Below are 13,588 nucleotides of genomic sequence, written 5' to 3' on the forward strand. Positions count from 1 at the left end.
GCCATGATTAACTAAATTAACAGGAGATAAATAAGCAGTATTATTCTGTTCAATACTAGACCTAACTGCTACTGTTTCAGTTGCGTTAACAGGAGCGAAAAAACCACCTAAAACGAGAGAAGATAAACCAGCGATAACTAAACTTTTCATGATTAAGAACTCCGTTGCTTTGTTTCGTTATTATTAGTATGGGAGCCTTCCCTGAAAAGCATATTATTAAATTCTGAGTTAAGAATAAGAGTTCATGAAGTTATCTGAGAATATTTTAACAACAAGAAAAATCCTACTATTTAAAATCTGCAAAAAATAGTAGGAATAAAAATTAGAGAAATATTATAGCAGTTCTCTTACTTGTGAGATCGAGAAGTTTTTAGTCTTAGGGAATAGGGAACTGGTAACAGGGAGCAGAAAGTAAAATCAAGATATACTTCATGAGTCTGAGAAAGGCTATAATCTATCACAGTGATGAGGAAATTAATTTTCAAATTAATCATTATCTACTCTAGATAATTCAAATTCAACATTAGATAAATAATTTGAGTTATTAAGAGTTTCAGAAGATAAACGCCCTGCTTCAATGGCAGCTTCAACTAAGGATTCAGCATTAACTTTACCAGATTTAATGCCTAAACTAAAGCGAACATAACCTGGGATTCCTTGCTCACTAAAAGTTCCACCTCTGCCATGATTAACTAAATTAACAGGAGATAAATAAGCAGTATTATTCTGTTCAATACTAGACCTAACTGCTACTGTTTCAGTTGCGTTAACAGGAGCGAAAAAACCACCTAAAACGAGGGAAGATAAACCAGCGACAACTAAACCTTTCATAATTAATAACTCCGTTGCTCTGTTTCGTTATTATTAGTATGGGAGTCTTCCCTGAAAAGTAAATGATTAAATTCTGAGTTAAGAATAAGAGTTTATTAAGTTATCTGAGAATTTTTTCAGAATAATAAATCATCGAGGAGTATCAAAACTGTTAACCTATGCAAAAAGAGCCATTAATCGAACTCAGAGGGGTTTCCAAAGCATTTGGCGACAACCCCATTTTAGATGAAATCGACTTAACTATCTATCGAGGAGAAGCCTTAGTTATTATTGGTCCTTCAGGTACCGGAAAATCCACAATTCTACGCCTAATTGCGGGATTATTACCCCTAGATGCCGGAGAAATTTATATCAAAGGCAAACGCAGAAAAGGCATTATCGAAGACGGCCATCAACCCATGCGTATCGCCCTGGTTTTCCAACAAGCAGCCTTATTTGACTCCCTCACAGTGGACGAAAATGTAGGCTTTTTTCTCTACGAACATTCTAAACTGCCCCGTAAACGTATTCGAGAATTAGTCGAAACGAAACTGGCCATGGTGGGTTTGCAGGGAATGAGCGATCGCTACCCGTCCCAACTTTCAGGAGGGATGAGAAAACGAGTCAGTTTTGCTCGGGCCTTGATTGCCAACCCAGATAACCCTCTAGACGACCCCGAAATCGTCCTCTACGACGAACCAACCGCCGGTCTTGACCCCATATCGTCAACTGTGATAGAAGACCTTGTGAGAAGGTTACAGAAAGCCCAGGGAGGCTGTGATACCTACGTAATGGTGTCCCACCAGGATAGTACCATTCGGCGCACCGCCGATCGCGTAATTTTCCTCTATGGGGGCAAAATTCAATGGGAAGGCAAAGTTCATGAAATCGACGATACACCGAACCCCATCGTTAGACAGTTTTTTACTGCCAGTGTTAAAGGCCCCATTCGAGTCATTGACTGAAACAACAAAATCAAAATTCTCCCCACATCTCCCACTCTCCCCGTCTCCCCGTCTCCCCATCTCCCCATCTCCCCATCTCCCCATCTCCCCGTCTCCCCGTCTCCCACTCTCCCCAGTCTCACTTAAGAAAAATTTTTGATACACTCAATTGAGAAAGGTTGTGAGGCGAGACTATGTTAAGAATGCGAACCCTTCAAGAAGGTTCTATAGGAATCTTTGCCCTCGTTGGTTTAATCATCTTCGGAGGTATAGTGGTTTGGTTACGAGGGGGTATTATCGGTCAGCAAACCTACCAATTTTTTGCCGACTTTGAGAATGTTAATGGGCTGCAAATTGGCGCTCCTGTACGTTATCGGGGGGTTGCTGTGGGCAAAATTTTAGGGTTACAACCCAGTAGTAATGGAGTAACCGTGGCCGTAGAAATTTCTTCAAATGAATTACGAATACCCAAAGACTCAAAAGTTCAGATTAACCGTTCCGGTTTAATAGGAGAAGCTTCCGTCGATATTACCCCATCTAGGGAGTTATCTGAAGACGCTTTAGCTATTGACCCCGCAAGCAAAGATTGTGCCAAAGCAGAGGAAATTCTCTGTAATAATGATGAGGGTATCAAAGGAGAAAGGGGATCACAGTTGATTGAGGCCTTAACCCGTTTGAGTAATACTTATAGTAATCCTGAGTTTGTGGGTAATCTCAACGCAGCAGCTAGAAATGTGGCTAAAGCAGGGGATAAAATCGCTACCTTATCCCAAGAGGTAACTGAGTTATCTAAGGCTGCAAGGGGCGAAATTGGTGGGGTGAGCGACTTAATCATTAGTGCAGATCAAGCTGCGAAAGATGCCTCACAGTTAATGCTCAATGTTAATACAGTCTTGAGCGAAAATCGCACCGATATCAATCGAACTGTTAGTAGTGCTGCTAATTTAATTAGTAATTTGGATGGGTTGGTCTCAGAAAATAGAGGCAATATTGTTAGTACCTTGAACAGCATCGAAAACACCAGCGATCAAGTGCGTTTATTGGCCATAAATTTTAATACAACTGTTGATCGAGTAAATGAAGGGATCGATGAAATTGATATGGCAAAATTAGCTAATGATCTCGAGGTTTTAATGGCTAATGCAGCCCAAACTGCACAAAATTTACAAAATTTATCCCAATCTCTCAATGATCCTGAAGTATTAGTGACGGTTCAAAAAACCTTAGATTCTGCCCGTGTTACTTTTGAAAATACCCAAAAAATTACCTCTGATGTGGAAGAGTTAACAGGAGATCCCACCTTTAGACAAAATATTCGTAAATTAATCGATGGGTTGAGTAATTTAGTTGCTTATACGGAACAATTAGAACAACAGGTTTATGTAGGACAAGTAATTGAATCTGTTACTGATCAAGTTGAATATACCTTACTACCACAACAAAATTTAAAGCCATTTTCTCCTGAGCAAAAAGCCCCTGCTAGATTACCAAAACGCCTATCACCTATCAAGAAACCTATGTCTAAAACAGAAACTAATGTAACTCCGACTCCAGTTGAAAAAGATGAGGATGCACAAGAGTCATCAAGATAATATAACTGATGATTATCAAGCACTCTATCAATATTTGCTTAGAAAAGATTAGTGTAATGACGATCTTGCTACCCGTGAACTCATGTTAAAAATTCCTCAAGTTCAAGGACGCAAACATTTATTATTAACTAACGCTAATTTATAAAAATTTCCTTGTCATACTTTAGTAATAATAGATAGCATTTTTTCGAGTTCAAGTCAATCCGATTTACTATTTTTTCGTGCATCTTTTAACCGTTTTAATTTTTGTTTCAGGTTTTTAAAAGAGTCAGTTTGCACAATTTCAGCTACCTGTTTTGCTTGCTTACTTCTATCAATTTCAATCTTCAATTCCTGGACTTGTTGGCGGAGTTTAGTTTCCCTAATCTGCACCTGTTTGGCCATATTTTGAAATACCCTTGCTAGTTGCCCTAATTCGTCTTCTCGTGCCGCAACTCCATCAAGACTATTAATAGTAAAAGACTCACTTTCCACAGCAGCAGCAGCTTCTGTAATTAATTTAACCTGCTCTAAATACTTCAACATGATTTGATTTTTTTCGTAGATTTCGTTTTCTAAATCTGTTGAGTGTTCTGTAATCGTATCGAGCATAATTTCTAGGTCTTCTTGCTCGTCTTTTAACTCTTCAATTTCTTTTTGAAGGGCGTTATTTTGCTCAATTAACTCGTCTTGTGATAGTTGTTTATCAATCATAATATTTATTCAAATTCTAGCTTTAAAGATGGCATTAATCGCTGTAAATTTTTTAATGATTTTCCCTGCCAAGGAATATCATCAGACCATTTTACCCTAATTGAAATATTTTTTTTCTTGCGAACACTAATCACAAATTTTGATAACATACTAATACCCGAACTATTGAGGAATTTCAATGTTTTTAAATCTAGGGTAATGATTTCAGGCTCCATGTCTACTACTTGATTTAGTAATTTAACAATGGGTGCATATTCTTCACTCCCACCTAATCTTAATGAACCTTGAAAATTGATTGTAATGGTTTCATTATCATAAATAACGGAATAGTTTTCGCCTTTAACTTCCATAATTTAATTAACTCCTTAATTAAGGTAAACTTGAATTATTGATGAGCAAAAAATCATACATTTAATCTTACCATAGTATTAACGGTCAAGACACTCTTATTTTCAGTATTAGTCTCAATTTTCCAGCCTAGTTTAGCTCCATAATCGCAACAAATTGTAATCAGTCCTAACCCTGATATATTGCTATCTTCTTCCTCTGCTAATTTTTCAATTTGTGTCATATATAAATCTGTAGGATCATGGGTAACGAGATCATTTATAATAGTTTCAAATTTTGGCCAATACTTAGATGAAATACAATTTTTTGAAAGTAAAAGTACGTTCTCATTTAATAAATGAATTCTAAACTGAATGGTACTATCAATGCTTTCATCATGAAACTTCATGGCATTTTCTAAGAGTTCATTAGCGATATAACTCACAGCCCCTTTGAGTTCTTTTTGCCGTTCAATAGTACTGGGTTCATTTTCGTTAATTGGGAAAAAAGTGGTTAAATAATCCGCTACAAAATCCGCCGATAATCCATTATTGCGCCAGCGTTGTTTTAAAGGAATAGAAGAAGGAGAAAAACTAATCACCAAAAATTGCTCACTGTCTGGTATATTTTCCTGAAAATCTCCATAAATTTCATAATTTTTCATGATTTATTGTTGATAAATTAAGCAATAAGTCTGACCCGTTTGATCAAAGTTGAGGCAATCTCTGATAAAGGCAATACTTCTTTAGCAGCCCCCATTTCGACAGCAGCTTTGGGCATTCCATAAACTACACAACTTTGTTGATTTTGGGCAATAGTATGCCACCCTCGACGGCGTAATTTTTTTAGTCCCATCGCCCCATCTCGTCCCATACCTGTTAGTAAAATAGAAATTCCTTTTCGACTCCAATATTGAGCCACACTCTCACAAAATACATCAATGGAGGGACGATAGGGATAATTATAAGGCTCCTTAGTGTATGTTAGCGTTAAATTGGAGCGTAGGACTAAGTGATCGTTGGTTCCTGCTAACAAAACTTTCCTTGCGTCCAGAGTATTCCCTTCAGAAGCTAAGACCACAGGCAAAGGAGTTTGTTCGTTCAACCATTTAGCTAAGCCGGAGGAAAACTGTACATCAACGTGCTGAATAATAACGATACTTCCCTCAAAATTAGAGGGTAATTCCCTTAAAACAGTGGCCAATGCTCTCGGACCCCCAGTTGAAGCCCCTATAATAATCAATGGGGGTAAATGGCGAGGGGGTTGGGATAACCTCTTAATTGTTGACGGATCGTTGTTTGTTCCTGGATAGGTAGAAGACCATTTAGGGGGAACTGTCCCAGTGAAAATGCCGATAGAAGCGATGGTTTTTAACAAAAGATGGTGGAGTTTGTCTGGTTCTGGGATACCCATAATCGGGCTGCTAACCACGTCTAAAGCCCCGTAACCCATTGCTTCAAAGATTTTGCCGGAATTTTTTTTAATATCAGCCGTAACAATCACAATAGCGCAGGGGGACTGTTGCATAATCACCCGAGTTGCTTGCGCCCCATCCATCTCCGGCATAATCATATCCATCAGAATAAGATCAGGGGTATCTCTGGCACAATAGTCAACGGCACTTTTGCCATTATAAGCAACCCAGGCAATGTCATAGCCAGGGACTGAAGTAATAATGCGTCGTAGGATTTCTACGATCATCACTGTATCATTAACAATTGCAATCCTCATCAGGGTGCTGTCAAATCTGTTATTTTTGCTTAATTACCAATAAAGTGATGTCATCATAGACGGTTTGGGTATCAATGTGTTGCTTGACATCATCGATCACGGCGGTTTTGATCTCTTCTGCTGATTGTTCCCAATTTTGACTAACAATTTCACATAAGCGTTCTAAACCATACATTTCTCCGCTGGGATCTTCTGCTTCTGTGATGCCATCAGTATAGAGAACAACTATATCTCCAGCATTTAATAAGATTTCGGTTTCTCCTAAAAAATCGCTAATGTCTTCTTCTAAACCTACGGGAAATCCTAAATCAATGGTATCTACAATCTCAATTTCTCCTCCTTTTCTTACCACAATTAAAGATTCGTGTTGACCACTCAAACGCAGACAATTATCTTCATAATCTAACAAAGATAGGGTCAAATTTTTATCTGAGTTAATCCGTTCCACATTATCAAAAATAGTACGATTAATAACAGACAAAAACTTGAGGGGATCTGCTTCATTTTGAGTCATTAAGGTCCGAATTGCCGTTTGTACCATAATCATAACCACACCACTTTCTAGACCGTGACCGGTGACATCTCCAATGCCAATTTTTACCCTACCATTCTGATTTAAAACATCATAATAATCTCCTCCCACATCAGTAGCTGGTTCCATAAAACCGGCAATATCTAACCCTTTAATCTGTTTTAATTCCTCCGTTTTCGGTAAAATCATCTGTTGTAAGCGGCGAGTAATCTCAACTTCTGTGCTCAGACGTAGGTTTTCTTCTTTTAGTTTTTCCTCTGCTTCTTTCCGTTTTAAAAGGTTATCATAAGCAGCAGAATGATAACGAATACGGGCAATTAATTCTACTTTATCTGGTAGTTTAACTAAATAATCATTAGCCCCTAATTTAAACGCTTCAGCTTTAACCAGAGGTTCTTCTTTACTGGAAAGAACAATTAAAGGAATATCATGGGTTGGTGCATCTTTTGCCCGTAAAAACCTCACTAACATTAATCCTTCCACATCCGGCATGACCAAATCCTGCAAAATTACTGTTGGTTGCACTTCTTTGGCTATTTTTAGGGTTTCTGTGGGGTTATGGGAATAATGAAAGACAATATCACTTTCTGTGGCTAACATACGGCGAATGGCTTCGCCAATGGTGGGTTGATCGTCAATTAAAAGAACAACAATAGGAGAGTCGGTCATTATAGGGGGTGATAAGCAGCATCGAGTTAAGATGTTAGGGTATTAACCACCGTTTACCCTTACCTGGGTTAAGAAGATCCACTGTTCAACAAAGGTTGTTACGATCAAATCCTGTGTCTAGAATAACCCAAGATCGCCATCCTATCTTTAAACAAATTTGATTATAGCATACTTAAATGGTTTTGATTTACTAATTTTAGCCTAAGATAAACTTTAGCCATTTGAATTTACCTTTATAGGGTGGAAAACGTAGATTTGTTTCTAGCCAAAAGGAACGTTTTAATACGCTTTTATAGTGGGAAAATGTATCGAAGCTATATTTACCATGATAGCAACCAATCCCACTTTTTCCTATACCACCAAAGGGTAGGGTTAACACTGCATATTGCATCAATGTATCGTTAATACTCACTCCTCCTGATCTTGTATTTCTGATTACTATTTTCTCTTGATTTTTATCGTTAGAAAATAAATAAATGGCTAAGGGTTTAGGTCTTTTATTGATAAAGTTTAAGGCTTCTTCCAATTCATCATAGTCTAAAATGGGTAAAATTGGTCCAAATATCTCGTCTTCCATAATGGGAAAGTCGGGAGAAATATTATCAATTATTGTCGGTGAAATATAATTTTCTTCTGGGATTATTTTCCCACCAATAATAATTTTTCCTGATGTTAATAAACTCGATAATCTTTTAAAATGATATTCATTAATAATTCTGCCATAGTCTGTACTTTTACTAGGGTCTTTTCCATAAAATTCTTTTATTGTTTGACTAATAGCTTCTATTAGTTGGGGTTTAATTGAGCGATTAACTAATAAATAGTCTGGGGCAATACAACTTTGTCCAGCGTTCAAAAATTTTCCCCAAACAATACGTTTTGCTGTTTCTTGAATATTGATATTTTTATCAACAATACAAGGACTTTTTCCACCTAATTCTAATGTGACTGGGGTTAACTGTTTAGCAGCAGCTTCCATAACTATTTTTCCAATAGAAGGACTACCGGTGAAAAAAATATGATCCCATTTTTCTTTTAATAATTTTTCGCTGGTTTCTTTTCCTCCTTGAATAACTTTAAGATATCTGTTGTCGAAATTATTGTTAATGATTTTCTCAAGAATATTTGAAGTATTAGGGCTTAATTCTGATGGTTTAATAATAGCACAGTTTCCAGCAGCGATCGCACCAATTAAGGGCATAATAGCTAGGGAAATAGGATAATTCCAAGGACTAATAATAAGCACAACTCCTTTGGGTTGTGGTTGAATAAATGCTCTCGCAGGAAATTGTTCTATAGCAGTGAAAACATAACGAGATTTGCTCCATTTTCTAAGATTGTTGAGCATATTATTAATCTCTTTTTTTATGAGACTAATTTCTGATAAATAACTTTCAAAGTTACATTTTCCTAAGTCTTTATATAAAGCTTCTGATATCTGAGATTCATTATTAATAATTAACTTTTTTAGATGTCTGAGTTGTTGCTTGCGAAAGTCAAGACTTTGTGTTTCTCCTAATAAGAAAAAATCATTTTGTTGCTTAATGACTGTTTCTATACTATCTAGTTGTAGCATTTTATATCTCCAAAAATTAAGGGTTTATCAAATAATGTATTACTATCTATCATAGCTTAATTATTTATCGTCAATTCAATTATTTTATCTAATAATTGATATCCTTCTTCTACTGTATCAATACGAGATACTTTATCTCTTAATTCTGATGCACCAGGAAACCCATTACAATACCAACTTAAATGTTTTCTAGCTTGATATAGCAATAGACAGGCTAGTTAGGACACATAAATTATATTTTAAGGGAACAGGGAACAGGGAACAGGGAACAGAAAAATGTCCTAATAGCTTTGGCGACTGCTATAAATACCTCGTTTACCCTTATATTCCCATAACCCTTTTAAATGTTCTTTAGCGCATTCTATTTTTTCTCTAAAAGTAGGTTTAGTCTGTTTAATTCCTGTGCTAAAAAAGTGGTCAATTTCTCCAACTAAAAAAGGATAACCAAGGGTTCCACGAGAACACATAACGCCATCTGCACCCGTTATTTCTAAACAGTTAATAGCAGCTTCAACAGAAAAGATATCACCATTAGCTATAACAGGAATAGTCAAAATTTCTTTGACTTTTTTAATCCATTCCCATCTAGCATTTCCCTGATATCCTTGGGCGCGAGTTCTACCATGAAGGGTTAACATGGATGCTCCTGAATCTTGCATTTTTTGAGCAAATTCTAAGATATTAATTTCGTTATTATCCCATCCTATTCTCGTTTTTACAGTAACAGGAATATCCACAGCATTAACTACTTCTTTAACTATTTTTTTAGCTATTTCTGGCTGTCTTAATAAAGAAGAACCACCGCCTTTTTTAGTAATTTTATTCACAGGACAACCCATGTTAATATCGATAGTTATCGCCCCTTCTTCTACTGCTTTTTGTGCTGCTTCTGCCATAAAATCAGGACGACAATCAAATAATTGAATGCTAATAGGTTGTTCATTTTTATCAATTTCCATCAGTCTAGGTAGTTGTTTTAAATGATGAATTTCTGTGGCACTTACCATCTCAGTATACATCATAGAATTGGGTGAATAACGCCTCACTAAACGACGAAAAACTAAGTCAGTAACGCCAGATAAAGGAGATTGTAAGACCCTACTTTTAACTTCTACTGAACCAATTTTTAAGGGTTGGGATAATTTTTCTTGTAGATGAGATGAAATAGATAACATGGATTTATTTTGATTCGTTTGATAGATAATTGTTCTGGTTTTGTGATTTATTTAATGACAGTAAATTTGTCCAGGTTAAAGTAAGTTGAATCATCTGTAAATAAGTTTGTAAGTCTAATTGTCCACTTTTTAACATCTCTTTATATTGCTGGTGAGTATATTCTAATTGTTCTTCTTGTTCCTCTTCTAAAATTAAACCTTCTGGCAGTTTTTGGCTGTATTCATCCATTAGTTTTAATATATGATTATGGGATAATTCTTTCTGTTTTTCTTGCCATTGTTTGCATTGTTCAGAAAATATTTGTGTCATTTTTTCAATTTGCTCATAAACTTCTGGAGAAACTTTTCCATCGATTAACATTAAGCGATATTTTTGCCGTAAAGCTTCAATTTCCTCTGTTGCTTTCTGAGGATTATTATCCAATAATTGTCTTAATTCATGAATAGTTTGTAGGTTAGCTTTGAGGAGATTAGTTTGTTTTCGTTTGCCCCACCAACGAATTAAAAAGCCAAGACTACTGGTACTTATTAACATAATAAAAGCAGCTTGTAAAGGCTTATTTTCTTGTAAGTAACGTTGCCAAGCAACTCTAGGATCGCCATTATTAAAGACTTGTTGCGCCCCAGGATGAATATAAATTAACCCTTCACTTAACAGTGAAGCATCTTGTTGGGAAGCTAATTGAGGATAAAAAGGAGAGTATTGACGAAAGTTAGAAATTATCGCCCATGTTAATAAAGAAACTTTCCTTTTGTTGACATCAGGACGAGTAATTAATGCTCCAGGAGTTGAGATAGTTAGTAAGTCTTGATTGGGTAATTCTGGTAAAGGTTTATAAGTCCCTTGAGGTATAACTTTTCCTTTATAAGATTCGGGAAATTGAATTGTCAAATAATTAATTAAACTCGTATCTACGGGAATTAAATTAAGTTGAGGTGACTCTTTTAATTCTTGTTTAAATCTATCACTGGTAGCTAATGGTCCCACATAAATAAAGGCATCAACTTCATTGTTAATAAGTTTTTTAAGTCTATCTTCATTAGATTTTATTTCTATTACTTTTATATCACTAGCTTCAAAAATTCGCTTAGAAGTGAAATAGATTCCGCTACCTTCTGCACCAATAATAACCCGTTTTCCTTGTAAATCTGGTAAAGTTTTAATTTCAGAATCAGCTTTAGTAACTATGTGTAAATATTCTTGAGTTAACACTAATAAAGTATTGACTTTGCCCTCTTTCATAGCATCACTTGCTACATCCAATTGCACAATAGCAAAATCTACTTCTTTGTCCAATAAACGTTGTAAATTTTGCTGGGAACCTTGAGAATTATAATTGTCAGTGACATCAATTTGTTCTATGGTATCTGCTGATAATTTAATCTGAGAACTAATACTTTGATAACCACTTCCTGGTGAACCACTAGAAATTGATAATGTTGTTTTTGGTGTGGTACAACTTCCTAATAAGATAGGTATAATTAATATTAAACCACGGGTAAAATTGGGTTTTATCATGTTAATTTTCTAATGATAAATCATAAATTTGACGACGGGAAAAACTGGTAGCTTTGGCTAACTGACGACTGGCTTGCGATCGCGTCATTCCTTGGTTTAATAATTGTTGTAATTCATCTTTTAATTCCTCAATAGTTAACTCCAAACAATCATTTTGAGAACACCCTGCTATAATCAGGGTAAATTCTCCTTTAATCCGTTGAGAATTCTGGTAATATAAGATAGCATTTTCTAAGGTTCCTCGCCAGAATTCTTCATAACGTTTGGTTAATTCTCTTGCCACTGTAATCTGATGATCTTCCCCAAACACTTCTTTAAAATCTCTTAAGGTTTTCAGTAAACGATGGGGGGCTTCATAGATAATAATAGTACGAGTTTCTGTCATTAATTGATTGAAGTAATCCTTTCTATCTTTTCCTTTTAAGGGTAAAAAACCCTCAAAAATAAAGCGTTCTGTGGGCAACCCAGACACAGAAAGGGCAGTAATAGCAGCAGTAGGGCCGGGAATAGGAATAACAGGAATCTTTGCTATAATACAAGTATAAATTAAATCATATCCAGGATCAGAAATTCCTGGCATTCCAGCATCCGTCACTAAGGCAATGGATTGTCCTTCTTCAAGATAGTTTAACAATTCAGTCTGGCGAGCCGTGCGATTATGATGGTGGTAACTAATCTGAGGCGTAGTAATCTCAAAATGATGCAAAAGTTTAGCAGTATGACGGGTATCTTCTGCGGCGATAAGATTAACTGATTTTAAAATTCGGATCGCCCGAAAGGTAATATCTTCTAAATTTCCGATGGGTGTTCCTACAATGTAAAGTGTTCCCTGCTGTAAACTTTCGTTGTTCATTATATTAGTCATGAATGGATTATTTGTCGGTTTAACAACTCTCGATATCATTTATCTTGCTGATCATTTTCCCCATTCTAATGAAAAAATTGTTGCTCTTGATCAAACTATTGCGGCAGGTGGTCCAGCTACCAATGCAGCCATTACCTTTCAACATTTGGGTCATCAAGCTACTCTTTTAAGTATGATTGGAAACCACCCCATTAGTCAACTGATTTTTGCAGAATTAGAAGATTGTTCCTTGAGTGTTTTTGATCTTTCCCCTTCTCATGAAAAACCGCCTCCAGCTTCTTCAATTATTGTTAATAAATTGACGGGAGAACGGGCTGTTATCTCTATTAATGCTACAAAATCTCAGGCTAAAGCAGATAAGTTATCCTTAGAACTTTTACAGGATTTTGATATCATTTTAATCGATGGACATCAGATGGCAGTGAGTAAAATTATTGCCCAAACAGCACATTTTAGAAACATTCCTCTTGTGATTGATGGAGGAAGTTGGAAACCAGGCTTTGAAGAAATTTTGCCCTATGTAAAATATGCTATTTGTTCCGCTAATTTTCATCCACCTAACTGTTATGATAGTGACGATGTTTTTAAGTATTTACAACAAGTTGGTATCCCTAATATTGCCATTACTAATGGAGAAAATCCTATTAAATATTGGACAGAAGGTGAGTTTAGTAGTATCGAAGTTTCTGCCATTAAAGCAATGGATACTTTGGGTGCAGGGGATGTTTTTCATGGCGCGTTTTGTCACTTTATTTTAAACCACAATTTTATTGATTCTTTATCAAAAGCATCAGAAGTTGCTGCCTTTGCTTGCCAATCATTTGGAACTCGAAAATGGATGGAAAATTTAACAGTTAATTCACACCAAAGGGAGTATCCCATGTTTGTAGAAAAATCATTCTTCTAGTTTGAAAGGGGGACGGGGAGTAAATTTATCCAACTTGCTGTCGGTAAGGGTTCTCCCGTTATACGAACGTTAACGGGAGGGGAATTACCGACCAAAAAATAAACCGACCGTAGGGAGTCCTTTTAAACAGGAGATTGTTGTTTTTGAACATATTGTTTAAGTTGTTCAATTGTTACGCCACCGCAAGTAGCAATAAAATAAGAACCAGTCCAGAATACAGGTTTTTGTCCATAAAATTGAGTTAAATG

At 36.1% G+C, this 13,588-nt stretch carries 13 protein-coding genes and 1 pseudogene; 3 read left to right on the forward strand and 11 right to left on the reverse strand.

The annotated features are described in order from the left end of the window. Nucleotides 1-486 precede the first annotated feature (486 nt). Nucleotides 487-831, reverse strand: a complete 345-nt coding sequence (locus QNJ66_RS24335; protein ID WP_300511241.1) for a hypothetical protein — start codon at nt 829-831, stop codon at nt 487-489. Nucleotides 832-989: 158 nt separating this feature from the next. Here QNJ66_RS24335 and QNJ66_RS24340 point away from each other — a divergent pair, with 158 nt between their 5' ends. Beyond that, complete coding sequence (locus tag QNJ66_RS24340; RefSeq protein ID WP_300511242.1) at nt 990-1,775, forward strand: ABC transporter ATP-binding protein; 786 nt, start codon at nt 990-992, stop codon at nt 1,773-1,775. A gap of 173 nt (nt 1,776-1,948) precedes the next feature. After that, nucleotides 1,949-3,346 (forward strand): MlaD family protein, encoded by a 1,398-nt coding sequence (locus tag QNJ66_RS24345; protein WP_366146319.1) that lies wholly within the window; start codon nt 1,949-1,951, stop codon nt 3,344-3,346. 198 nt (nt 3,347-3,544) lie between these two features. Here QNJ66_RS24345 and QNJ66_RS24350 read toward each other — a convergent pair whose 3' ends face one another. The 9 genes and pseudogenes from QNJ66_RS24350 to rsmI all read right to left on the reverse strand — a co-directional run bounded on the left by QNJ66_RS24350 (nt 3,545) and on the right by rsmI (nt 12,421). Next, nucleotides 3,545-4,039 (reverse strand): histidine kinase, encoded by a 495-nt coding sequence (locus tag QNJ66_RS24350; RefSeq protein ID WP_300511244.1) that lies wholly within the window; start codon nt 4,037-4,039, stop codon nt 3,545-3,547. Nucleotides 4,040-4,044: 5 nt separating this feature from the next. Beyond that, nucleotides 4,045-4,389: a hypothetical protein gene (locus QNJ66_RS24355; protein WP_300511245.1), complete on the reverse strand. Its 345-nt coding sequence runs from the start codon at nt 4,387-4,389 to the stop codon at nt 4,045-4,047. A gap of 53 nt (nt 4,390-4,442) precedes the next feature. Continuing rightward, nucleotides 4,443-5,030, reverse strand: a complete 588-nt coding sequence (locus QNJ66_RS24360; RefSeq protein WP_300511246.1) for a DUF6272 family protein — start codon at nt 5,028-5,030, stop codon at nt 4,443-4,445. 17 nt (nt 5,031-5,047) lie between these two features. Next, the gene (locus QNJ66_RS24365) at nt 5,048-6,097 is read right to left on the reverse strand and encodes a chemotaxis response regulator protein-glutamate methylesterase (RefSeq protein ID WP_300511247.1); all 1,050 of its coding nucleotides are present in this window, start codon (nt 6,095-6,097) and stop codon (nt 5,048-5,050) included. Nucleotides 6,098-6,116: 19 nt separating this feature from the next. Continuing rightward, nucleotides 6,117-7,298, reverse strand: coding sequence for a SpoIIE family protein phosphatase (locus tag QNJ66_RS24370; RefSeq protein WP_300511248.1), 1,182 nt, complete (start codon nt 7,296-7,298; stop codon nt 6,117-6,119). Between the two features lie 196 nt (nt 7,299-7,494). Next, on the reverse strand, nt 7,495-8,874 hold the full coding sequence (locus tag QNJ66_RS24375; protein ID WP_300511249.1) for an aldehyde dehydrogenase: 1,380 nt from the start codon (nt 8,872-8,874) through the stop codon (nt 7,495-7,497). A 56-nt stretch (nt 8,875-8,930) separates the two neighbouring features. Beyond that, nucleotides 8,931-10,049, reverse strand: a pseudogene (gene dusB / locus QNJ66_RS24380) (tRNA dihydrouridine synthase DusB). Between the two features lie 4 nt (nt 10,050-10,053). Next, nucleotides 10,054-11,568, reverse strand: coding sequence for a TAXI family TRAP transporter solute-binding subunit (locus tag QNJ66_RS24385; protein WP_300511250.1), 1,515 nt, complete (start codon nt 11,566-11,568; stop codon nt 10,054-10,056). A 1-nt stretch (nt 11,569) separates the two neighbouring features. Then, entirely contained in the window at nt 11,570-12,421 is an 852-nt protein-coding gene (gene rsmI / locus QNJ66_RS24390; protein ID WP_300511251.1) for a 16S rRNA (cytidine(1402)-2'-O)-methyltransferase, read from the reverse strand. 10 nt (nt 12,422-12,431) lie between these two features. Here rsmI and QNJ66_RS24395 point away from each other — a divergent pair, with 10 nt between their 5' ends. Beyond that, nucleotides 12,432-13,340, forward strand: a complete 909-nt coding sequence (locus tag QNJ66_RS24395) for a sugar kinase (RefSeq protein WP_300511252.1) — start codon at nt 12,432-12,434, stop codon at nt 13,338-13,340. Nucleotides 13,341-13,462: 122 nt separating this feature from the next. On the opposite strand, the gene QNJ66_RS24400 is transcribed toward QNJ66_RS24395, so the two are convergent. Further along, nucleotides 13,463-13,588, reverse strand: a 126-nt coding sequence (locus QNJ66_RS24400; protein WP_300511253.1) for a transposase, incomplete at its 5' end; no start/stop codon positions are given.

The sequence above is a fragment of the Crocosphaera sp. genome, from assembly GCF_030064895.1.
Lineage (GTDB): Bacteria > Cyanobacteriota > Cyanobacteriia > Cyanobacteriales > Microcystaceae > Crocosphaera.

Bases quoted from the DNA above. Each gene is read 5' to 3' on its own strand.
- QNJ66_RS24335 (WP_300511241.1), bottom strand. From the start codon at position 831: ATGAAAGGTTTAGTTGTCGCTGGTTTATCTTCCCTCGTTTTAGGTGGT.
- QNJ66_RS24340 (WP_300511242.1), top strand. From the start codon at position 990: ATGCAAAAAGAGCCATTAATCGAACTCAGAGGGGTTTCCAAAGCATTT.
- QNJ66_RS24345 (WP_366146319.1), top strand. From the start codon at position 1,949: ATGTTAAGAATGCGAACCCTTCAAGAAGGTTCTATAGGAATCTTTGCC.
- QNJ66_RS24350 (WP_300511244.1), bottom strand. From the start codon at position 4,039: ATGATTGATAAACAACTATCACAAGACGAGTTAATTGAGCAAAATAAC.
- QNJ66_RS24355 (WP_300511245.1), bottom strand. From the start codon at position 4,389: ATGGAAGTTAAAGGCGAAAACTATTCCGTTATTTATGATAATGAAACC.
- QNJ66_RS24360 (WP_300511246.1), bottom strand. From the start codon at position 5,030: ATGAAAAATTATGAAATTTATGGAGATTTTCAGGAAAATATACCAGAC.
- QNJ66_RS24365 (WP_300511247.1), bottom strand. From the start codon at position 6,097: ATGAGGATTGCAATTGTTAATGATACAGTGATGATCGTAGAAATCCTA.
- QNJ66_RS24370 (WP_300511248.1), bottom strand. From the start codon at position 7,298: ATGACCGACTCTCCTATTGTTGTTCTTTTAATTGACGATCAACCCACC.
- QNJ66_RS24375 (WP_300511249.1), bottom strand. From the start codon at position 8,874: ATGCTACAACTAGATAGTATAGAAACAGTCATTAAGCAACAAAATGAT.
- QNJ66_RS24385 (WP_300511250.1), bottom strand. From the start codon at position 11,568: ATGATAAAACCCAATTTTACCCGTGGTTTAATATTAATTATACCTATC.
- rsmI (WP_300511251.1), bottom strand. From the start codon at position 12,421: ATGAACAACGAAAGTTTACAGCAGGGAACACTTTACATTGTAGGAACA.
- QNJ66_RS24395 (WP_300511252.1), top strand. From the start codon at position 12,432: ATGAATGGATTATTTGTCGGTTTAACAACTCTCGATATCATTTATCTT.